Here is a 21,761-nt window from a genome sequence, read left to right on the forward strand (position 1 = left end):
CTTTTGGTTACTTTTGGGGCTCTTTTCCAAAAGTGACCCGCTGTAAGAGCGGAACCCATAGCCGCCGTAACCTAAATAACGGATATGTCCCCAAACAACGGACACCCCCCCAATCAATACCCCCGCCCCCGATCCACCTCACCCACCATCTCCTCCCCCCGCTCAAACCGCCGAATATTCTCCAACAACACCCCAAACGCACTCTCCGGCTGCGTCATCGCCGCAATATGCGGCGTCAACAACACCTGCGGATGCCCCCAAAACGGATGATCCGCCGCCGCCGGCTCCTCCCGCAGCACATCCAACACCGCGCCACTCAACTGCCCACTCCCCAGCGCCTCCAACAAATCCTCTTCCACCAAATGCCCCCCGCGCCCCATATTGATCAGCGCCGCTCCCCGAGGCAGTTGCGCAAACAGCCGCCGATCCAGAATCCCTTGGGTCTGTTCCGTCAACGGCAGCACACACAGCACAATATCGCACTGGCTGAGAAACGCCGGCAGTTGCGCTTCCCCCGCATAACACGCCACCCCCGGCACCCGGTGCGCACTGCGCGCCCAGCCCGACAACGCAAACCCCAACGGCGCCAACGTCGCCAAAATCTGCTGAGCCTGGGCACCCAACCCCATCACCCCCACGCGTCGATGCGCAGCCGGCTGTAACAGATGCGCCTGCCAGCACCGTGCAACCTGCTGCTGGTGGTAGCGCAACATGTCCCGGTGCAGGCTGAGCACCGCCCAACTGGCGTATTCGCACATGCCACGGGTGATGCCAGGGTCCAGCAGGCGCACCACGGGCAGTTGCGGTGGCAAACGGGAAAGGTCGAGCTGATCGACCCCGGCCGACAACGCGAACAACACTTTCAGGTTGGGCAGCACGTGCGCCAGATCTTCCGGCGCCTGCCAGGCGGCGAGGTACTCGACGTCTTCGGGGTTGCCGATGTCCGGCCAGGCGCGCCATTCGATGTCCGGTGCGTGTTCGGCGAAGAGTGCCTGCCAGTGTCGGCCGCGCACCGGGTCAGCGTTGTAGAGCAAGGCCATGGGTGTTTCCTGCTGGATGAAGGTAGCGATTATCATCGCCCAAAGCCTGGCGCAGGATCTGTTGAAAGGCAGGGCCAAAACAGTCGATCCGAATTTCTCACGGGCCAAGTTCGGCTGAGTTCGTTGTGGGCACACCGTAATCTGGACAGCATCGCAACCACCTCCAGGTTGCCGGACTCACGATGGGAAATGCCATGAATAGCAAAGTCGACGAAACCCCTCATTTGCTCCGTCAGCGCGAGCAGTTCGTGCCCCGTGGGCTGGTTACCGCGCACCCGCTGGTGATCGACCGCGCCCAGGGCGCCGAGTTGTGGGACGTGGATGGCAAGCATTACCTGGATTTTGTCGGCGGTATCGGCGTGCTTAACATCGGTCACAACCACCCCAAGGTGGTTGCCGCCGTGCAGGCCCAATTGCAGAAGGTGTCCCACGCCTGTTTCCAGGTGGTGGCGTACCAGCCTTATCTCGACCTGGCCCAACGCCTGTGCGAAATGATCGGCGGTCAGGAGGCCTATAAAGCGGCGTTCTTCACCTCCGGCGCCGAGGCGGTGGAAAATGCGGTGAAGATCGCCCGCGCCCACACCAATCGTTCGGCGGTGATTGCCTTTCGTGGTGGCTTCCACGGCCGCACGTTGCTCGGCACCACACTCACCGGCATGAGCCAACCCTACAAACAGAACTTCGGGCCGTTTGCGCCGGAAGTGTTCCATACCCCCTATCCGAACGCGTATCGCGGGGTGACCAGCGAGGTCGCGCTCAAGGCCCTTGATGAGTTGCTGGCAACCCAGGTGGCGCCGGAACGTGTGGCGGCAATCATCATCGAGCCGGTGCAGGGCGACGGTGGTTTCCTGACTGCGCCGCCTGCGTTCCTGCAGGCGCTGCGTGCCTTGGCAGACAAGCACGGTATCGTGCTGATTCTTGACGAGATCCAGACCGGCTTCGGTCGCACCGGCACCTGGTTCGGTTTCCAGCACGCCGGCATCCAGCCCGATTTGGTCACCGTCGCCAAGAGCCTGGCCGGTGGCCTGCCGTTATCCGGTGTGGTCGGCAAGGCGCAGATCATGGACGCACCACTGCCCGGCGGGCTGGGTGGCACCTACGGCGGCAACGCGCTGGCCTGCGCGGCAGCATTGGCGGTGATCACGGCATTCGAAGACGAACACTTGTTGGCCCGCAGCCAAGTGCTGGGCGAGCGCCTGCGCCACGGCTTGCTCGGCTTGCAGGCGCGCTACCCGAACATCGGCGACGTGCGCGGCACCGGCTTCATGCTGGCCATCGAATTGATCAAGGATGACGCGGCGCGTACCCCGGATGCCGACCTCAATCAACGGGTCATCGATGAGGCCCGTGCCGGTGGTTTGCTGGTCATCAAGTGTGGCGTGCACCGCAACGTGCTGCGCTTCCTCGCACCGCTGGTGACCACCGAGGCCCAGGTTGACGAAGCGCTGCAGATTCTCGACGCCGCGTTGGCACGGGTCTTGAACTGAGGCTGTGCCCGCTCGGGGCGAAACGCATCAAAGGAGGCTTGACCCACCATGGGGCTGACAGATTATCGAGCGTTGCTGATCGATTGCGATGAAGTGCTGGTGGATCGTGATTCCGGGGTGTGGGCGGCGCTGCAGCCGTTGCTCGACAGCCGGGGCGGGCAGCCGTCCAGGGAGCAGGTGCTGGCCGAGTTCAATGCGGTGGTGGCCAAACTCTATCCGCGCTTCGCTGAGCTAGGCTTCAGTGGTGTGTTGTGTTTCGCCCATCGCCAACTGGCGGAGGCCTGGGGGCTGCACGCCAGTTGGGAGGAGGGCATGAGCTTTGCCCGATCGGCGGGCAATTGGTCGTTGTTCGAGGATGCGCCGGGGGCGATGCTGTACCTGCGCAAGTTTTATCGCCTGCTGGTGCGCGGCGACCGCGACGCCGAGGATCGTGGGGGGTTGTGCGAGCGATTGGGGATTGCACCGGAAGATTTCATTTCCCTGGCCGAAGACCCGCAATGGCTCACGGATCAAGGCGCGCAGCTGCAACCGGTGCTGCATGTCACGCGACCGTCGGTCGCTGCACACGCGGCGCTGGACCGCTGTTTGATCGGCCGCCACCGGGCGCGGCAGCCTTCGCCCTGTGCGGCACACTACTGCATCAACAGCATGGCGGATCTGGTGGCGCAGCATCAGCTGTCTTTACGGCGCTGATTTTGCTAGAAGATTGTCTTAAAAATGGCAGTCAAGAGGTACGCAATGGAAGGGCTCGTAAAGCTGGACCGGATCGACATCAGCATTCTGGTTGAATTGCAGAAGGACGGCCGGATGACCAATGTCAGCCTCGCCGACGCCGTGGGCCTGTCTGCCAGCCCGTGCCTGCAACGGGTCAAGCGGTTGGAGTCGGCCGGGTATATTTCCAGCTACAAGGCGCATTTGAACCTCGCCAAGATCACCGATTCGGTCACGGTATTTACCGAGATTACCCTCAGCGACCACAAGCGCGAAGATTTCGCCAAGTTTGAATCCAATATCCGTTTGGTGGATGAAGTGTTGGAATGCCACCTGATCAGCGGTGGCTACGATTACCTGGTGCGTTTTATGACCCGCAGCATTCAGCACTATCAGGAGGTGGTTGAAAGTCTGTTGGATAAGAATATCGGGATTTCCAAGTATTTCAGTTACATCGTGATCAAATCGCCGGTGCTCAAGGATGGTGTGCCGTTGCGCAAGTTACTGCGGCATTGAGGTTGCCTGCCGATCAGGTGACCTCGCTTCGGTTGTAACGGGGACATCTCGCCTAGGCTCGGTGTGCCCTCACTCCGGCTTGAATCCGTGGGTCGCTGGGTTGCCCACGGATTCAAGATCAAAAGCAAAGCAAAAGCTAGGCAAACCTGAACGAGGCGCCATGAGCCGAGCTTGGCAGGCGATCGCTGCCGTCGGCGCTCAGGCGCGAGCGCAGCGTGCCGCTTTGCGCGGTGGTGCGGTACAGGCCGCGCTTTTGCAGGGCGGGGATGATCAGTTCGACAAAGTCATTCAGGGAGCCGGGGCTGATCAGTGGGTTGAGCATGTAGCCGCTGGTGCCGGAAATGCGCGCGTGTTCTTCGATCTTGTCCGCGATGTGTTCCGGGGTGCCGACCAGGATCAGGTCGCTGCCTCGGGTGACGTTGGCAAAGCGCTGGCGTACTTCGCCGGCGGTCAGGGGCTTGCCGCTGCCATCGGGTTTCATCACGTAGGAGGTCATGCCTTCGGTGTGGGTCGACAGTGCTTCGTTGTCGGCGTAGCGGCTGATGTCGATGCCGGTGTCGCCGGCGTAGCTCACCAGTTGTGCTTGCAGGTGATAGTTGCTTTGCAGGCTGTCGTATTTTTTCTGCGCTTCGATGGCGGTGGGGGCGGTGACGATGCGCAGCACGGTGAGTGATTTCACATCGGCGGCCTGGCGGCCACGGGCTTCGGCCTGGCGCCAGATGTCTTCCAGGCCCTGGCGGATTTCCAGTGGGTTGGACTTGGCGATAAACACCAACTCCGCATGCTTGGCCGCGAACTGCCGACCCCGCGCCGACCAGCCCGCCTGGATCAGCAAAGGCGTACGCTGCGGCGACGGCGAGGTGAGGTGCGGGCCGGCCACCCGGTAATGTTCCCCGGCATGCTGGATCGGCCGTACCCGTGAACCGTCGGCATAGGTGTGCGCCAGCTTGTCGGCGAGCACTGCGTCATCGGCCCAGCTGCCTTCCCACAGTTTGTAGACCACGTCGAGAAACTCCTCGGCGCGTTCGTAGCGGTCGTCGTGCTTGATCATCTGTTCCAGGCCGAAGTTACGCGCGGCGCTGGAGAGGTAGGAGGTGACGATGTTCCAGCCGATGCGCCCGTCCGACAGGTGATCCAGGGTGCTGAAACGTCGGGCATGGGTAAACGGGTGCTCGTAGGTGGTGGTGACGGTGACGCCGAAGGCGAGTTTTTCGGTGAGGGCCACCAAGGCTGGAATGATCGTCAGCGGGTCATTGGCGGGGGCCTCTACCGCCCATTTCAAGGCCGCAGCCTCGTTGCCCCCGAACACATCGTAAAAGCCCAGCACATCGCCGAAAAACATCAGGTCCAGGTGGGCTTCATCCGCCGTGCGGGCCAGGTTCGACCAGTACTTGAGGGTGTTGATGCCCAGCCTTTCATCGGCCGGGTGGGTCCACAGGCTGGGCGCGCCGCCGCAGCCGACACTGGCTTGTTCGTAGAGGCCGAATAACAGCGGGGTAGGATCGGACATGGTGCTTCCTGCCAATAAAAAAGATGGGGCGACTGACTATCGCCCGTGGAGATAGGCCTTGCCGTAGTGCCGCTCCAGCCGGGCCTGGATCAGTTCCAGTCCGATGGATAGCAGCCAGTAAATCACGGCGGCGGTGGTGAGCATTTCGATGTAGCGGTACGACGAGCGACCATAGGATTGCGCCAGGAACATCACCTCCCACACGCCCATCACCGAGACCAGCGAGGAGTCCTTGAGCATCGAGATGAACTGGCTGGTGGTCGGCGGAATAATGGTGCGCATGGCCTGGGGCAGTACGATCTGCCAGAACGTCACCGCCCGGCCCATGCCCAGTGCGGATGCGGCGTTACGTTGGCCTTGGGACACGCCGAGGATGCCGGCGCGAAAGATCTCGCTCAGGTAAGCCCCGTAGTTCAACGACAACGCAATGATCCCGGCACTGATCGCGCCTGGCACCACCCCCAGCTGGGGCAGGCCGAGGTAGATCAGCAGGATCTGGATCAGCAGCGGCGTGCCGCGAAAGAACGAGGCGTAGAAGCTGGCGATGCCGAACGCCACCGCGCTGTTCGACAACCGCGCCAGGGCGGTGGCGAAGCCCAGCGCCAGCGACAGCCAGATCGAGCAGAAGCATAAAAACAGCGTCAGCGCCGCGCCTTGCAGAAACCCCTGGGGCGACAGGTGCAGCCCCACCAGGTTCTGCCATTTGTCGGCGACGATGGCGAACTTCAGGTCGAAGCTCAGGAACATCCCGGCAAACAGGCACAGCATCACGCCCCAGGTCAGCCACAGGCGTACTCGGAATGACAACAGCGTGCGTTTCACCGGCGGCGGCTTCACCACGGCGGGTGGGGTTGGGAAAACACTCATTGGGTGATGTCTGAGCCGATCCATTTCTGCGAGATCTTCGCCAGCGTGCCGTCGCTTTTCAGCTCGGCCAGGACTTGGGCCAGCTTGGCGTCCCATGCCGGGTCGCCTTTTTCGGTGGCCACCACGTTGGGCTCGGCGTACAGCGCATCGCCGGTGATCTTGAAGCGTGGGTCGTGGTCGATACGTTCCTTGGCGGTGACCAGGTTGGTGACCATCGCATCCAGGCGCTTGCCGGTGCCCAGGGCGAGGTCCTGGAAGGCGATGGTTTCGTTGTCATAGGGCACGGCCTGTACGGCCTTGAACGGGTAATCGATGGGCTTGCTCGCGCCTTCGATCACCAAGTCCTTGGCCAGGTAGGCTTCGTAGGTGGAGGCGCTGACCACGCCGACTTTTTTACCGCTGAGGTCGGCCGCCGATTTGATCGCGTTGTCGTCGGCATTCACCACCACCACGGCGGGCGAGGCGTAGTACTCGAACGGGAAGTTGAAGACTTGGCCACGGGCGGCGCTGGGGGTCATGGAGCAGATGCACACGTCATAGCGGCCATTCCAGCGCCCGGCGGCGATGACTTCCCAGGAGGGGGTTTCCAGTTTCAATTTCACGCCGAGTTTGTCGGCCACGGCCTTGGTCACGTCCACGTCAAAACCATCCAGCTGGTTTTGCTCGTTGAGGAAAGAGAAGGGCGGGTAGTTCTCCATCAGCACACCGACCAACTGCTTGGATTGGGTGATGCGGTCCAGGGTTTGCCCGGCGAACAAGGCCGGGCTGGCCAGAAGGAAAGTGAGGCTGAAGGCGGCGGCAGTGCGTACGTTCATAAAAAGCATCCAAGCGAGTTTTTTATATTTAAACGCGATAAATGCTTTCTGTTTAATGATTTAAAGTGCTGACGAGTGCGCTTTCAGTTATATATTTTGCGATTTACTGCAGGTCCAGTGCGCGCTGCTTGAGTTGGCGCTTTTGCTCGAACGGCAACTTCTCATCATCCCCATAGGGCGCGCTGTACCAGTTGCCATAGGTCGGGTTGGGCAGCAGGAACCAGCGTTGCCCCAACCAGTTCACGTAGGGCTCGACGGCCTTGCGTTGTGCCGCGAGGCTGTTGTGCTCGGCCTGTACGAAGTCGCCGAGGGAATCACCGGCCATCAACAACACACGGGCATGGTTGGCGACCCACTGGCGGCGGCAGTTCTTGCCGTAGCCGGCGCTTTCACAGTGGCCGGTGGGTGTGCTGGCGGCGAGTATTTGTTCATTGCTCTCAATCGGGAAACCGCGCAGCCGCAGGTTTTTCACCGTGGCCGCGACCTGGCTGTGTTCACGGTTGGTCAGGTAGTAAACCTTGATGCCTTTTTGCTGCGCCGCTTGCAGGAACGCCACGGAACCGGGAAGCGCCTGGGCCTTGGCTTGATCGACCCAGGTGTTCCAGCGGTCATAGGAATACACTTGGTTATTGACCACGTCGCGGGCGTTGAGCGGCACGTTGTCCAGCAGGGTTTCGTCGATATCCACCACCAGCGCCGGCGGTAGCCCGTTCAGGTTGCGCGGGGGAAAAGGCAGGGCGTCCCAGGTGGGATCGGCCAGGGCCACGTCCAGTTGGCGGGTCGCGTTGGCGAACAGTTGGCGGTAGATCAGCTCATGCTCGATGGAAGTCTGGGTCCAGAGCACGGCGTCGAGTTGGTCGTTGGCCGGCGGGGTGTGTTGACAGCCCGCCAGCAGGCACAGGCTGGCGAAGAGCAGGTTACGCATGGTGAGGTCTCGTAGGGGGGACAAGCCGATGGCTCAGTTTACAGTTCCAAGCCCTGATAGGGTTTACCCACGCCAGGCGGGGCGCAGATTCTCATCAATCATCCAGTGCGACTGCCCTGGCGTAACGCGTGTGCTGCATGGTCAGGCCAATACGCATCGTCATCGAGCCGCCGTCGCTATTGACGTGTTGGGACATACGATCGCCTTGCACAAACCTTTTCCGCTTCAAGGGTGGGAGTCGTAGAAATGAGGTGTTGCTTGAGTGTCTTGGGCGCAGCCCTTTGCGCGGAAGGTGACCTAGAGAGCGCCAGGCGGGAAATATAGGCAGTGCGACGTTCGATTGCACATCACGCTTGCGCGTCCGGCTGGCGATCAATCCAATGGGTCTTGATGCCCTTGGCCCACGCCACGGTGTAGAAGCAGCTCAGCAACACGATGCCCCATTGCTCGGCATTGATCGACGACCAGAACCAGAACGGCTGGCCGGCCATGCCGAACAGGCAGGCGTAGCGGCGCACTTTCAGGCGTTTGCTCTGGCTGAACCAGATGGCGACGACGCCGAGGGCGGCGATCATGATTTGGGCGATCAAGGGCAGGCTCCTTTGTTGTGGCTGTACTCGGACCCCATGTGGGGAGAGAGCAATCCCCTCCCACAGGTTGAGTGGCGGTGTTCAGGGCTTATTTGTCCTTGCGCGCATCCAGGGTCTTCTGGTGCTCGGCCAAAAACGGCTGTTCCGCGGGATCAAAACGATCAATCCCGGCGGTAAAGCGATGCCAGTACGGGTACAACGGCTGGCGCCGCGTCACGGCTTCGATACGCGAAGACTGTTCCTCGGTCAGCTTCAGTTCAGTCGCGGCGAGGTTATCGTGCAAGTGCGCTTCGGTGCGGGCGCCGACGATCAGCGAGGTGATCCCCGGCCGGTCCTTGAGCCACGCCAGGCACGTGCGCGCGACCGAGACACCATGCTCATCACCGACGGCGGCGAGGGTTTCGATGATGTCCAGCGCGCGCTCCTGGTCATGCACGTAGGGTTCCGGCCAGCCGCTGCCCTGGCGGGTGCTGGCCGGCGCGGGGTGCCCGCGTCGAGTGGAGCCGGTCAGCAGCCCTTCGCCCATCGGTCCCCACACCAGCGTGCCCACTGATTGGTCCAGTGCCAGGGGCAGTAATTCGTATTCGGCCTCACGGGATTCCGGGGTGTAGTAGATCTGCTGGGTGATGGGTTTGAGCATGCCGTGCAGCTCAGCCTTACCCAGGGTTTTCATCATTTGCCAGGCGGTGAAATTACTGGTGCCGAAGTAGCGGATCTTGCCCGAGCCCACCAGCAGCCGCAGCGCTTCGAGGGTTTCCTCGATGGGCGTCATGCCGTCCCAATTGTGCAGTTGGTAGAGATCGATATGGTCGGTGCCCAGGCGTTTCAAACTGGCTTCGCAGGCGCGAATCAGGTGGTAGCGCGATGAGCCGGAATTGTTCGGGTTGTTGTCCACGGGGCTGCGGCCCTTGGTGGCCAGCAGGATATCGTTGCGCTTGGCGCCCAAGGCGTTGCCGACCACTTCTTCGGCCAGGCCGTGGGAGTAGAGGTCGGCGGTGTCGACCATGTTCACACCCGCGTCGAACGCGATATCGAACATGCGCTTGGCCTGTGGCACGTCCACCGCGCCGCACGGCTCAAATTCGGCGCGACCGCCAAAAGGCACGGTGCCCAGGATGATTTCGGACACCAGCAGGCCGGAATGGCCCAGTTGTCGGTATTGCATGTCGCCTCCTACTTAACGTTGCACGTGAAGGTGTGAACGACGTGGGGTGCGATAGTTTGAATTTTTTCATGAAAACTTCGTGCGCCTGCCTCACCATTACGCCCAACAGGATTTAACAGGAACCCGCGTCCATGAGCGCACTGATCGAAACCCGCGCCCTCACGCGCCTGGACGAGCGCCGCCAGGTGCCGTTGCTCCAGCCCACCGATTTCACCCTGCACGCCGGCGACCGCGTGTCGATCACGGGTGCGTCCGGCTCCGGCAAAAGTGTGTTCCTGCGCGCGCTGGCACTGTTGGATGCGCCCACGTCCGGGCAGATCCTGTGGAACAACCAGCCGATCGGCAACGCGCAGATTCCTCACTACCGCAGCCATATCAGCTACCTGTCCCAACGCCCGGCGCTGCTCGAGGGCTCGGTGCAAGACAACCTGTGCTTTCCCTTCAGCCTCAAGACCTTGCGCACCCGCCGCTTCGATCTGGCGGCCGTCACCACACTGCTCGGGCATGCCGGCAAGGCGCCGGATTTTTTGGCCAAGCGCGCCGCCGACCTGTCGGGCGGCGAGTCCCAGGTGGTGTCGTTGATCCGCACCCTGCAACTCAACCCCGAAGTGCTGTTGCTGGACGAGCCCACCGCCGCCCTCGACCCCACCTCATCCCGCGAGGTGGAAGCGCTGATCGATGCCTGGTTTGCCGCTGATCGATCCCGTGCCTGTATCTGGGTCTCCCACGACCTGGATCAGGCCCGGCGCATGAGCGACATCCACTGGCAAATGGACGCGGGTGTATTGAGCGGAGCGAGCCAGGCATGAATTATCAGAACCTTACCGCGCTGGACATGGGCATCGCCGCGTCGCTGATCCTCATCAACGGCGCACTCTCGCTGCTGCTACGCCTGGGTCTGGGCCGCCAGTTGCTGTGGGCGGCGGTGCGCACCGTGGTGCAACTGTTGGCCATCGGTTATCTGCTGGGCTGGGTGTTCGAGTTCGCCTACTGGTACGTGGTGCTGCCGTTGATGTGTGCGATGACCCTGATCGCCGGCCTCTCGGCTGCGGGCCGTGGGCGGCGCACTTACCGGGGGCAGCGCGCCGACAGCGTGCTGTCGGTATGGGGCAGTTCGTGGCTGGTCACCGCTGTGGGGTTGTTTGCGGTGATCCGTATCCACCCGTGGTACGAGCCGCAATACGCGATCCCTATCCTCGGCATGATCCTCGGCAACACGCTGACCGGCGTCTCCCTGGGCATCGAACGCATGACCCAGGAGCTGACCTCGGGGCGCAACACCATCGAGATGATCCTGGCCCTCGGCGGCTCACGCTGGGAAGCGGCGCAGGAAGCCATCCGCCAGGCGGTGCGCGCGGGGATGATTCCGACGCTGAACCAGATGACCGTGGTGGGCATCGTCAGCCTGCCAGGCATGATGACCGGGCAAGTGCTGGCCGGGGAGAGCCCGGTGGATGCGGTGCGGTATCAGATCGTGATCATGTTTCTGATCGCCGCCTCATCGGCGCTGGGCACGGTGGGTGCGGTGTTGCTCACCTACCGGCGACTGTTTTCCAGCAGCCATCGGTTCTTGCGTGACAGGCTCGAGGAGCGCTGAAGCACACCACCGTTCCCCCCAGGGTGGCCATTGTCTGGTCAGGGCGCTTGTTGTGGCGAGGGAGCTTGCTCTCGCTGGGCTGCGTAGCAGCCCCAATCAGGTCTCCGCGTTTTTCCAGACAATTCGCGTTGGCAGGTTTTGGGGCCGCTTCGCCGCCCAGCGCGAGCAAGCTCGCTCGCCACAGGAAGCTAGCGTATCTGGCAGTTATGTCGTGTTTTGCTAGGCTACGAACTGCCGCCACGGCTGGCAGGGCGCAGCATCGGTCTATCCCACATGAGGTACTCGCCATGAACCCGATCGAACAAACGCCCTGGCATGCCGGTGAGCGTCACCTGCAAGAGACTGTTGGCGTGGCCGACCGCATGGCCGTGGTCGGGCCCAAAGTGATTCGTGATCACCTGCCTGAGCAGCATCGGGATTTTTACCCCTTGTTGCCGTACCTGATCTTGGGCGTGGTGGATGAACGCGGCATTCCCTGGGCGACCATGATTGAAGGCGCCCCAGGCTTTGCCCACTCGCCGGCCCCACAGACCTTGCAGATCGACAGTCTGCCGTCGGCCGGTGACCCGGCCCGCAGCGCACTGCGAGACGGCGCATCCGTCGGCCTGCTGGGCATCGACCTCAACACTCGCCGCCGCAACCGTATGAACGGACGGATCGGCGCGCTCGATCACGAGGGCTTTTCGATTGATGTGGTGCAGAGCTTCGGCAACTGCCCCAAGTACATCCAGCTGCGGCCCGTCGACGCCGTCGCCCGCAAACCCGGCACGCTCGTCGAGCGTTCCGACAGCCTGGACGCCGCCGCTCAAACGACAATCCGCAACGCCGACACCTTCTTCGTCGCCAGCTACGTCGAGGTCGACGGCCAGCGCTCGGTGGACGTTTCTCATCGGGGTGGCAACACGGGTTTTGTGCGGGTTGAAGGCAACCTGCTGACCATTCCCGACTTCGCCGGCAACTTGTTCTTCAACACCCTGGGCAACCTGCAGGTGAACCCGGTGGCGGGGTTGCTGTTTATCGATTTTGAATCGGGGGACGTGCTGCACGTGGCCGGGCGCACCGCGCTGATCCTGGACGGCCCGCAAGTGGCCCTGTTCGCCGGCGCCCAGCGCTTGTGGACGGTGAGCGTGGAACACGTGGTGCGGCGCCCGGCGGCGCTGGCGTTGCGGTGGCAGTTCGCGGAGTTTTCGCCGTTCAGTCTGGCGATGGGGCAGTGGTAGCCTGGCTCGGACCGTAGGAGGCGGTAAATGTGAACGCAGTCACTGATATCTGGCGCATCACCACCTCCCTGTCACAAATGATGGCCTATCTTGTAGTGAGCGGGCTTGCCCCGCGCGGGGCTGCGCAGCAGCCCCAAAGCCGCCCCTGTACATTCACTTGATACGCCGCAGTGGTCCGATTGGGGCGGCTTCGTCACCCCGCGTGCTCGCCATGGGCGCAGGCATGCCATCCCCCCACGCGCCCCCCAGCGCCGTATACAAATTCACCTCCGCCACCAACTGCGCCAGGCGGTCCACGATCAATGCCTGCTGCGAGCTGAACAACGCACGTTGCGCATCCAGGAAGGTGAGGTTGCTGTCGACGCCGCTGCGGTAGCGGTGTTCGGCCAGGTTGTAATACTGCTGGTTGGCCGCGACGAAATCCCGCTGCGCGTCCAACTGGTCGATAAAGGTCTGCCGCGCCGCCAGGCCGTCGGCGACTTCCTGGAAAGCGGTCTGGATGGATTTTTCGTATTGCGCCACGCTGATGTCTTTTTGCAACTTGGCATAGTCGAGGCTTGCGCGCAGGTTGCCGGCGTTGAAGATCGGCAGGTTGATCTGCGGTTGGAACGTCCAACTGCCCGAGCCCCCCTTGAACAGTCCCGACAGTTCGGTGCTGGCGCTGCCGGCATTCGCGGTGAGGCTCACCGAAGGGAAAAACGCCGCGCGTGCGGCGCCGATATTGGCGTTGGCGGCGCGCAGTTGGTATTCGGCCTGGAGGATATCCGGGCGGCGTTGCAGCAGGTCGGAGGGCAGGCCCGCCGGTACGCGCGCCACCCAGTCAGCCGCGAGTGGGCGCGCGGGCAGTTGTTCGTCCACCGGGCCGCCCACCAGCAGGGCCAGGTTGTTGAGGTCCTGGGCCACTTGGCGCTCGTAGCGGGCCACGCTGGCGCGGGTGCTTTCGACGCTGGTACGGGCTTGGACCACGTCCAGAGCCGAGGCTTTGCCCGCGGTTTTACTGCGGCTGGTGAGGCGCAGGCTGTGGTCGTTGGCCACCAGGGTTTGCTGGGCGAGGGCCAGCAATTCCTGGTCGGCGCGCCAGGTCAGGTAGGCATTCGCGACGTTCGCCACCAGGCTCAGTTGCGCGCTGCGCCGGGCCTCCTCGGTGCCCAGGTAGGTGAGCATGGCCTGTTCGCTGAGGCTGCGCACGCGGCCAAAAAAATCCAGTTCGTAGGCACTGATACCCAGGGTCGCGGAGTAGCTGGAGGTAATGGCCGGCTTGCCCGTGCCATTCACATCGCCGGGCAAACGCCGACGCTGGCCGGCCCCGGTGGCGGACACGGCGGGGAAAAGATCCGCACGCTGGATACGGTACTGTGCCTGGAACGCCTCGACGTTCAGCGCCGCCACCCGCAGGTCGCGGTTGTTGACCAAGGCATCGCGAATCAACTGCTGCAGCGCCGGGTCGTGGAACAGCTGCTGCCAGTCAGCGCTGCCGGCCTGCGCCTGTGCATACACCCCCTGCTGCGGATACTGCACAGGCACCGGCGCTTGCGGCCGCTGGTAGTCCGGGATCAGCGAGCAACCGCTGAGCATCGATGCCATCGCGAAGGTGCTCAATGTGCGCATCAGGCCCCCACCATCCATTTGGCCAGGCCATGCCGGCCACTCACGCCCAGCTTGGCGGCGGCGCGCTTGAGGTAGGTTTCGATGGAGCTGTTCTTCACACTGAGTTTTTCCGCCATCTGCGGCACGGTACCGCCGGTCAGCAGGCCGAGGCACACCTCTTGCTCGCGTGCCGACAGGGTGATGTCGCCCAGGGACAGGCGCTTGTAGAACTCACGCTGCAATTGGGATTGCTCCAGCAGGGTATGGGCCGCTTCGATCTCTGGGTGCGGTGCCTGGCGCAGGCTTTGGGCGTGGCACTCGATCAGCGGCAGCAGGGTGTCCGACAGGCATTTGAGAAACGACAGCTCGGGCAGGGAAAAACCGCGGTGGTTTGGCGGCCGGTAGAACGAAATCACACAGCGCCGGTTGCCCTGGCGCGACACCAGGTTGCACTGGTGCGAGGTGCCGCGAGGGTATGCACTCTTGGCCTTGGCCTTCAGTTGGATCAGCAGCGGGTCGTGCATGCCGAGCATTTCCCGCAGCAGCGGGTGATCGTCCATGGAGTTCAGGGCCAGGGGCGGTGGCAGGTCCTGCTTCTGGCCGGCGCTGCCCAGCAGCTTGATATCGAGCACGCGGTCGCGCAGCTCGTCGAGGGTCCATTCGCTGAGGTCCACCAGGTGGATCGGTACCCATTTGTCCACCAAGTGCAGCATGTGCGCGGCGAAATCCGGGTGGCCGCTGTTGGCAATCAGTTCGCCCATTTCTGCATAAAAATTCGGGCTTTGCGTGTTGGCGGTAGTGCTGATCAAACTCATAGCCATCTCATCCTTGATGTCGAAAACCGTCAACAGATTCTCTGAGCCTCTGCGGGGGCGATCCGTTGCTCACCCACCAGAGTCGGTATTCGAAATTGTATTTAGCCAGGGGATTCGTCCTACGTATGTAGCGGAAACGAGGGACACAACGTGCCATAAAAACAACGTCATTAATTCGACGTTTCTGAGCGATGATTCCGGCCACGAAAAATCAGGAGATGCTTTTAGATTTATTTAACTGTTTGATAAATATGGAAAATAATTATTTTTTAAAAACCTCTATCCAACCTGACATCGGCCAGATATAGCCAATCTCCTACATCTCTTTAATCGTTTCAGCAATGAACCCTCAGCCAAGCCCGTTCCGTGCGTTTGGATGTCCGGGTTTAGGGTGACAGACAGCCCCGGGGCCCCATGCTCCAATCCGGCCCATTCGTCGTAATGGGCCTCCCTGCGCGGCCAGTGCCTGACCCCCATGAGAAGGATCTTATGAAGCATTCCTCCCGCCTGCCGGCCAGCTTCCCCCTTACCGCCGCCCAACAGGACATCTGGCTCGACCAACTGCGTGCAGGTGACTCACCGCTGTACAACATCGGCGGTTATGTGGACTTTGCCGGCGCCGTCGACCCGAACCTGATGCAGCGTGCCATCGAGCTGCTGGTGGCCAAGCACGATGCGTTGCGCACGCAATTGCACAGCGACGCCAACGGCCTGCCTCGGCAGACCTTCGCCGCCACGGTGGCCGTGGACCTGACGCTGCACGACGTGAGTGCAGCCCCCGACCCGCACGCCGCCTGCCACGCCCTGATGCAGGCGCAAATGGCCTTGCCGTACGCGCTGCAGGGCGCGCCACTGTTCCGCTTCTTGCTGGTCAAGCTGGATGCCGATCACTACCGCCTCGGCACCCAGGCCCACCATCTGATTCTCGACGGCTGGGGCTTCGGCCAAATGCTGCAATCCCTCGCACGGCTGTACACCGCCCTGGCGCAAGGCCAACAGCCGGAGCCGCTGGCGCCGTCCTATATCGACTTTATCGACGCGGACGAGCGCTACCGTGCCTCGGCTCGCTATGCCCGCGACCGCGCCTATTGGCTGGCCAAGTACCCGGTGCTGCCGGAACCGCTGCTGACCCCGCGGCACGCCGCCAAGGCGTCCAGCAACACCCTGGTGCAAGCGTTTCCGGCGGCCCTGCTCAACCGCATGGAGCAGGTGGCCAACCGTTACCAGGCGTCGGCATTTCATGTGCTGCTGGCGGCGATGTATGTGTATTTCACGCGCACCGCCCAGCGCCAGGAGTGGGTGGTGGGGCTGCCGATTCTCAACCGTTCCAATGCGCAGTTCCGTTCGACCGTCGGGCTGTTCACCCAGGTCAGCGCAGTACGGTTGCAGTTCGATGAGCAGTTGCCGTTCAGTGCCGTGGTGCGTGGCGTGCGCGACCAGCTCAAGCAGGATTTCCGCCACCAGCGTTTTCCCCTGAGTGAGATGAACCGTGAGTTGGGCGTGCGCCGCAGCGATCGCGGCCAGTTGTTCGACCTGTCGGTGTCTTACGAGCAGGACGACCATGAGCTGCGCTACGGCGCCACCGAGGCGCGTGCGGTCAAAGTCTCCAACCACCATGAGCCGCTGCCGCTGGCGATCCACTTGCGCAGCAACCGCTACCAGGACACCGCGTGCCTGCATTGCGTGTACAACGAGGCGTACTTCGAGTACGACGAAGTGCTCGCCCTGGCGCAACGCTTTACCTGGCTGCTGGAGCAAGGGCTGGAAAACCCTGCGTTGAAGCTCAGTGATTTCTCGGTGGTGACGCCCGCCGAACAGGCCCGGTTGCACCAGTGGAACGCCACCACCCAGCCCGGTACGCAGCCGCAGACCCTGCACGCGCGCATCGAAGGCCAGGCCGCGCGCACGCCGGACGCGGTGGCGGCGGTTTATCAGGGCCGGCAGCTGAGCTACGCCCAACTCAACCAGCAGGCCAACGCCCTGGCCCATCAACTGCTGGAGCGTGGCGTACAGCCGGACGACCGCGTGGTGATCCTGGCGCGGCGCGGGCTGGACACGCTGGTGGGGTTGCTGGCGATTCTCAAGTCCGGCGCCTGCTACGTGCCCGTCGACCCGGCCCATCCGGCCGAACGCCTGAACTACTTGCTGCAAGACAGCGATCCGGTGGTGGTACTGACCCAGCATGACCTGCTGCACCGTCTGCCTGCGCTGGATGTGCCTGTGCTCCAACTGGACCGCCCGACCTTTCACTTGGGCACCAACCCCCGCGTAGCGGTCAGCCCCTCCCACCTTGCCTACGTGATCTACACCTCAGGCTCCACCGGCTTGCCCAAGGGCGTGATGGTCGAGCACCACACTGTCTCGAACCTGGTGGACTGGCATTGCCGGGCCTTTGACCTGCACGCCGGCAGCCACACCGCCAGTGTCGCCGGGTTTGGTTTTGATGCGATGGCCTGGGAAGTCTGGCCGGCACTGTGTGTGGGCGCCACGCTGCACCTGCCGCCCGCCCATGACGGCGCCGAAGACATCGACGCGCTGCTCAGCTGGTGGCGCGCGCAGCCGCTGGACGTGTGCTTCCTGCCGACGCCTGTGGCCGAATACGCCTTCAGCCAGGGCCTGCAACACCCAACGCTGCGCACCCTGCTGATCGGTGGCGACCGTCTGCGCGCTTTCCCCCAGGCGCAGTCCTTTGCCGTGATCAACAACTACGGCCCCACCGAAGCCACGGTGGTCGCCACCTCCGGCCGCATGGACGTGGGCAAGCCGCTGCATATCGGCGCGCCGATCGCGAATGCCACCGCGTACGTGCTCGACGAGCAGCAACGCCCGGTGCCCATCGGCGTAGCAGGGGAGTTGTACGTGGGGGGCAAAGGGGTGGCGCGCGGCTACCTGAACCGCCCCGATCTCAGCGCCGAACGCTTTCTGGATGACCCTTTCACCCAGGGCCGGATGTACCGCACCGGTGACCTGGCGCGCTGGCTGCCGGACGGCAACCTGGAATACCTGGGGCGCAATGACGACCAAGTGAAAATCCGTGGCGTGCGCGTCGAGCTGGGCGAAATCGAATCCGCGCTGGCCGCCCACCCGCATATCCAAGAGGCCGTGGTGCAGTCGCGCGAAGGGCAATTGCTGGCCTGGTTCGTGCCGCGTGAAGCCGTGCCGATCGAGGCCTTACGCAGCCACCTGCAAGCTTCGCTGCCCGACTACATGCTACCGGCCGCCTACCAGCCAATGGACGCGCTGCCCCTGACCGCCAACGGCAAACTCGACCGCAAGGCGTTGCCGGCACCCAGCCAGGACGCCTTCGTCACACGCCGGTATGAAGCCCCGCACGCGGGCGTGGAAACAGTCTTGGCGCAGCTGTGGGCCGAGCTGTTGCACGTGCATCAGGTGGGCCGCCACGACCACTTTTTCGAACTCGGCGGGCATTCCTTACTGGCGGTGCAATTGGTGCAACGCATGCGCCAGGTCGGGCTGCGCGCCGATGTGCAGGTGTTGTTCGGCCAGCCGACCCTGGCGGCATTGGCGGCGGCCAGTGACTACAGCGAGGTGGATGAGGCGGACCTGGCCGAACCGGATCAGGCCAGCCTGGCGCTGATCGTCGCCGGCATCCCCGGTGGCGCGGCTAATGTGCAGGCGGTCTATCCGCTGGCGCCGTTGCAGGAAGGGTTGCTGTACCACCACCTCACCGATGAGCACGACCCCTACCAGCAGCAGGCGCTGTTCAGCTTTGCGCGACGCGAGCAATTGGACGCGTTTGCCCAGGCCTTGCAACAGGTGATCAACCGCCACGACATCCTGCGCACCAGCCTGGCGTGGGAAGCCCTGGAGCAACCGATGCAGGTGGTCTGGCGCCAAGCACAGTTGCGCGTCGAACCGCTGCGCGAGGGGCATGAGCCGCTGGATTTGCGCCAGGCGCCGCTGATGGCCCTGGACTATGCCGAAGAGCCGCAGCAGCAACGCTGGGTCGCGCGGCTGCGCTTCCATCACTTGGTCAACGACGCCACCTCGACCACGCTGCTGATGCAGGAAATCCGCGCCCACTTGCTCGGTCAACAGGCGCAACTGCCGGCGTCGGTGCCGTACCGCAATGTGGTGGTGCAAGCCCGATCACCGGCGCGCCAGGCAGGGCATGAAGCGTTTTTCCGTGAGCAGTTGGGGGATGTGGACGAGCCGACCCTGGCGTTCGGTCTACAGGCGCGCCAGGCGGATCGGGCGCAAACCGACGAAGCCGAACGCGCACTGGGCGACCGTCTGCATCAGCGCGTGCGGGCACAGGCGCGTGGGCTGGGCGTGAGCGCCGCCAGCCTGTTCCATCTGGCTTGGGCCCAGGTACTCAGCCGTGTCGCGGGCCGCGATGATGGGGTGTTCGGCACTGTGCTGCTCGGCCGTTTGCAGGCCGGTGAGGGCGCCGACCGCGCCTTGGGCATGTTCATCAACACCTTGCCGCTGCGGGTGCGCCTGGCCGGGCGGACGGTGGCCGATGCCCTCACGGACACCCACACCCAGCTCAGCGCCTTGCTCGCCCATGAACAAGCCTCCCTTGCACTGGCCCAACGCTGCAGCAGCGCGTCGCCGTTGTTCAACAGCCTGCTCAATTACCGGCACACCGACGCCGAGCGCGACCTGAACCTGGTGCGGGGCATCGCCTTGCTCAGCAGCGAAGACGTCCTCAGCTACCCGCTGATGCTGACCGTGGACGATATCGCCAGCGGCTTCCGAATCAAGGCCAAGGCCCCGCGCAACGTTGGCGCCGGGCGCCTTTTGGATTACCTCGAAACCGTACTGGTCAACCTGGTGGACGCGTTGGAGCAGGCGCCGCAAAGGCCATTGCGCGAGGTGCAGGTGCTACCCGCCAGTGAGCTGAAAACCCTGCTGGTGGACTTCAACACGACCGCCACCGACTACCCCGACACCCTCACCGTGCAGGCGCTGTTCGAAGCCCATGCGCGGCAGATCCCCCACGCCGTGGCGGTGCAGGCCGGCACGTTGCAACTGACCTACCGCGAACTCAACGAACGCGCCAACCAGCTGGCCTTCCACTTGCGCGAACGTGGCGTTCAACCGGACTCTCGCGTGGCGCTGTGCGTCGAGCGCGGACTGGACCTGGTGGTGGGCCTGCTGGCCATCCTCAAGGCGGGCGGCGCCTATGTGCCGCTGGACCCCGGCTACCCGCGTGAGCGTCTGGCCTACATGCTTCACGACAGCCAACCGGTGGCGCTGCTGGTACACGCCGCGACGCGCGATTTGCCGGGCGAGGTGTCGATCCCGGTGATCGACTTCGACCACTGTGCCTGGCGCCAGGCACCCATCGGCAACCCGCTGGTGCCGGGTTTGAGCGTCGCCAACCTGGCCTACGTCATGTACACCTCGGGCTCCACCGGCACGCCCAAAGGCGTGATGATCGAACATCGCGGCCTCGGCAACCTGCTGCACTGGGGCTCGCAACTGTGCCCCAACGCTGAAGGCGGTGCGCTGTTGCAACGGGCGCCGTTCAGCTTCGACGGTTCGGTGTGGGAGCTGTTCTGGCCGCTCGCCAATGGCATGCGCCTGGTACTGGCACGCCCCGATGGGCATCGCGAGCCTGCCTACCTGGCGCAGGTGATTCGTGAGCAGCAGATCACGGTGATCAAGTTCGTGCCGGCGATGTTGCAGCAGTTCCTTGAACTGGAAGAGTCGGCCCTGTGCACCAGCCTCACCGACGTATTGTGTGGCGGCGGCGAGCTCACCGAAGCCCTGGCCCGTGGCGTGCAGGAGCGATTGCCCAAGGTGCGCCTGCATAACGTCTACGGCCCCACCGAGGCCACGGTCGACAGCAGCGCCTGGACGCTGGAACCGGGCGCACCGGTGCCCGCGCTGCAACTGCCGATCGGCCGGGCGATCAACAATACCCGCTTGTATGTGCTCGACGCGCAGGATTCGCCGGTGCCGATGGGCGTCAGCGGGCAGCTGCATATCGGTGGCGTCGGCGTGGCCCGTGGTTATCTGGGGCTTGAGCAGATGACCGCCGAGCGCTTTATCGACAGCCCGTTTGTGCAAGGGGATCGGCTGTACCGCACCGGCGACCTGGTGCGTTACCTGCCGGATGGCAATCTTGAGTTTCTCGGGCGCAATGACTTCCAGGTCAAACTGCGCGGTGTGCGCCTGGAACTGGGGGAAATCGAGTCACGGCTGGCGGCGCATCCGGCGTTGCGCGAAGTGGCGGTGTTGATTCGGGAAGAGCGGCTGGTGGCGTATTTCACCGTGCGTGCCGACGCGCCGAGCCTGGAAGCGCTGCGCGCTCATGTGCTGGAGCAATTGCCGGAGTACATGGTGCCGGCGGCGTTTGTGCGGCTTGATGAAATGCCCCTCAACCCTGCGGGCAAACTCGACCGCAAGGCATTGCCGGCGCCGGGGTTGGAGGCGGTGGTGAGCCGAGCGTATGCCGCACCGATCGGGGAAGTGGAGACCGTGATGGCCGGGATCTGGGCGGAGGTCTTGAAGCTGGAGCGGGTAGGGCGGCATGACCATTTCTTTGAACTGGGCGGGCATTCGTTGCTGGCGGTGAACCTGGTGGCGCGAATGCGCAAGGCCGGGTTGGAAGTGGATGCGCGGAGCGTGTTCAGCCAGCCGACGTTGGCGCAACTGGCGGCGTGTACCTTGACGCAGGTAAAGCGTGTGGAGATCCCGCAAACCGCCATTCCTCAACTCAATCGCCGTCGCAGGATCTGAAGTGGCGGGCGGGCCCTGAAGGGGCTGGCTGAAAGCATTCAACTTACTGCGGGCAAGGGCCTTATAACTCGAATGTTTTCGGCTATGCGATTCAGCTATTGGATTGTTCATGAGGTAATGCCTTTAATTCGGGACCTAACTCATTGTTGTTCGAAATAAATCAGCGCTGTCTGGCGTTGTAATGAGTCATCGTTGCGCCTTAGAG

At 63.2% G+C, this 21,761-nt stretch carries 16 protein-coding genes; 7 read left to right on the plus strand and 9 right to left on the minus strand.

The window, feature by feature from the left end; translation table 11 throughout:
* Positions 1–113: 113 nt before the first annotated feature.
* Positions 114–1,040: a 2-hydroxyacid dehydrogenase gene (locus tag AO064_RS27795; RefSeq protein ID WP_064055260.1), complete on the minus strand. Its 927-nt coding sequence runs from the start codon at positions 1,038–1,040 to the stop codon at positions 114–116.
* Positions 1,041–1,234: 194 nt separating this feature from the next.
* On the opposite strand from AO064_RS27795, the gene gabT reads away from it, so the two are divergent.
* Genes gabT through AO064_RS27810 form a run of 3 tightly spaced genes read left to right on the plus strand, consistent with a single transcriptional unit; the run spans position 1,235 to position 3,754 of the window.
* Positions 1,235–2,527, plus strand: coding sequence for a 4-aminobutyrate--2-oxoglutarate transaminase (gabT, locus tag AO064_RS27800; RefSeq protein ID WP_064055261.1), 1,293 nt, complete (start codon positions 1,235–1,237; stop codon positions 2,525–2,527).
* A 48-nt stretch (positions 2,528–2,575) separates the two neighbouring features.
* Positions 2,576–3,220 carry an HAD family hydrolase gene (locus AO064_RS27805; protein WP_064055262.1) on the plus strand — a complete coding sequence of 215 codons (645 nt, stop codon included), beginning with the start codon at positions 2,576–2,578 and terminating at the stop codon, positions 3,218–3,220.
* Between the two features lie 45 nt (positions 3,221–3,265).
* Positions 3,266–3,754: an Lrp/AsnC family transcriptional regulator gene (locus AO064_RS27810; protein ID WP_003174918.1), complete on the plus strand. Its 489-nt coding sequence runs from the start codon at positions 3,266–3,268 to the stop codon at positions 3,752–3,754.
* Positions 3,755–3,890: 136 nt separating this feature from the next.
* On the opposite strand, the gene AO064_RS27815 is transcribed toward AO064_RS27810, so the two are convergent.
* The 6 genes from AO064_RS27815 to AO064_RS27840 form a co-directional block, all read right to left on the minus strand.
* Positions 3,891–5,264, minus strand: coding sequence for an LLM class flavin-dependent oxidoreductase (locus AO064_RS27815; protein ID WP_043205600.1), 1,374 nt, complete (start codon positions 5,262–5,264; stop codon positions 3,891–3,893).
* Positions 5,265–5,300: 36 nt separating this feature from the next.
* Positions 5,301–6,131, minus strand: a complete 831-nt coding sequence (locus tag AO064_RS27820; protein ID WP_015884825.1) for an amino acid ABC transporter permease — start codon at positions 6,129–6,131, stop codon at positions 5,301–5,303.
* Positions 6,128–6,946 carry a transporter substrate-binding domain-containing protein gene (locus AO064_RS27825; RefSeq protein ID WP_064055263.1) on the minus strand — a complete coding sequence of 273 codons (819 nt, stop codon included), beginning with the start codon at positions 6,944–6,946 and terminating at the stop codon, positions 6,128–6,130. The genes AO064_RS27820 and AO064_RS27825 overlap by 4 nt, the downstream gene beginning before the upstream one ends.
* A 103-nt stretch (positions 6,947–7,049) precedes the next feature.
* Positions 7,050–7,871 carry a 5'-nucleotidase, lipoprotein e(P4) family gene (locus AO064_RS27830; RefSeq protein ID WP_043205596.1) on the minus strand — a complete coding sequence of 274 codons (822 nt, stop codon included), beginning with the start codon at positions 7,869–7,871 and terminating at the stop codon, positions 7,050–7,052.
* A gap of 347 nt (positions 7,872–8,218) precedes the next feature.
* Positions 8,219–8,461, minus strand: coding sequence for a hypothetical protein (locus tag AO064_RS27835; RefSeq protein WP_082893995.1), 243 nt, complete (start codon positions 8,459–8,461; stop codon positions 8,219–8,221).
* An 88-nt stretch (positions 8,462–8,549) separates the two neighbouring features.
* Entirely contained in the window at positions 8,550–9,626 is a 1,077-nt protein-coding gene (locus AO064_RS27840) for an aldo/keto reductase (RefSeq protein WP_064055264.1), read from the minus strand.
* Between the two features lie 131 nt (positions 9,627–9,757).
* Between AO064_RS27840 and AO064_RS27845 the strand changes: the two genes are divergently transcribed.
* From AO064_RS27845 to AO064_RS27855, 3 genes are all read left to right on the plus strand, one after another.
* Positions 9,758–10,435 carry an ABC transporter ATP-binding protein gene (locus AO064_RS27845; protein WP_064055265.1) on the plus strand — a complete coding sequence of 226 codons (678 nt, stop codon included), beginning with the start codon at positions 9,758–9,760 and terminating at the stop codon, positions 10,433–10,435.
* The gene (locus tag AO064_RS27850) at positions 10,432–11,223 is read left to right on the plus strand and encodes an ABC transporter permease (protein ID WP_015884804.1); all 792 of its coding nucleotides are present in this window, start codon (positions 10,432–10,434) and stop codon (positions 11,221–11,223) included. The genes AO064_RS27845 and AO064_RS27850 overlap by 4 nt, the downstream gene beginning before the upstream one ends.
* A gap of 287 nt (positions 11,224–11,510) precedes the next feature.
* Positions 11,511–12,443, plus strand: coding sequence for a pyridoxamine 5'-phosphate oxidase family protein (locus tag AO064_RS27855; RefSeq protein WP_064055266.1), 933 nt, complete (start codon positions 11,511–11,513; stop codon positions 12,441–12,443).
* Between the two features lie 153 nt (positions 12,444–12,596).
* Here the strand turns inward: AO064_RS27855 and adeC are convergent, their stop codons facing one another.
* Positions 12,597–14,051 carry an AdeC/AdeK/OprM family multidrug efflux complex outer membrane factor gene (adeC, locus tag AO064_RS27860; protein WP_064055425.1) on the minus strand — a complete coding sequence of 485 codons (1,455 nt, stop codon included), beginning with the start codon at positions 14,049–14,051 and terminating at the stop codon, positions 12,597–12,599.
* Entirely contained in the window at positions 14,051–14,845 is a 795-nt protein-coding gene (locus tag AO064_RS27865) for a helix-turn-helix transcriptional regulator (protein ID WP_064055267.1), read from the minus strand. The genes adeC and AO064_RS27865 overlap by 1 nt, the downstream gene beginning before the upstream one ends.
* 489 nt (positions 14,846–15,334) lie before the next feature.
* On the opposite strand from AO064_RS27865, the gene AO064_RS27870 reads away from it, so the two are divergent.
* Positions 15,335–21,556: a non-ribosomal peptide synthetase gene (locus tag AO064_RS27870; protein WP_064055268.1), complete on the plus strand. Its 6,222-nt coding sequence runs from the start codon at positions 15,335–15,337 to the stop codon at positions 21,554–21,556.
* Positions 21,557–21,761 lie beyond the last annotated feature (205 nt).

The organism is Pseudomonas marginalis (assembly GCF_001645105.1).
GTDB classification, from domain to species: Bacteria; Pseudomonadota; Gammaproteobacteria; order Pseudomonadales; family Pseudomonadaceae; genus Aquipseudomonas; species Aquipseudomonas petroselini.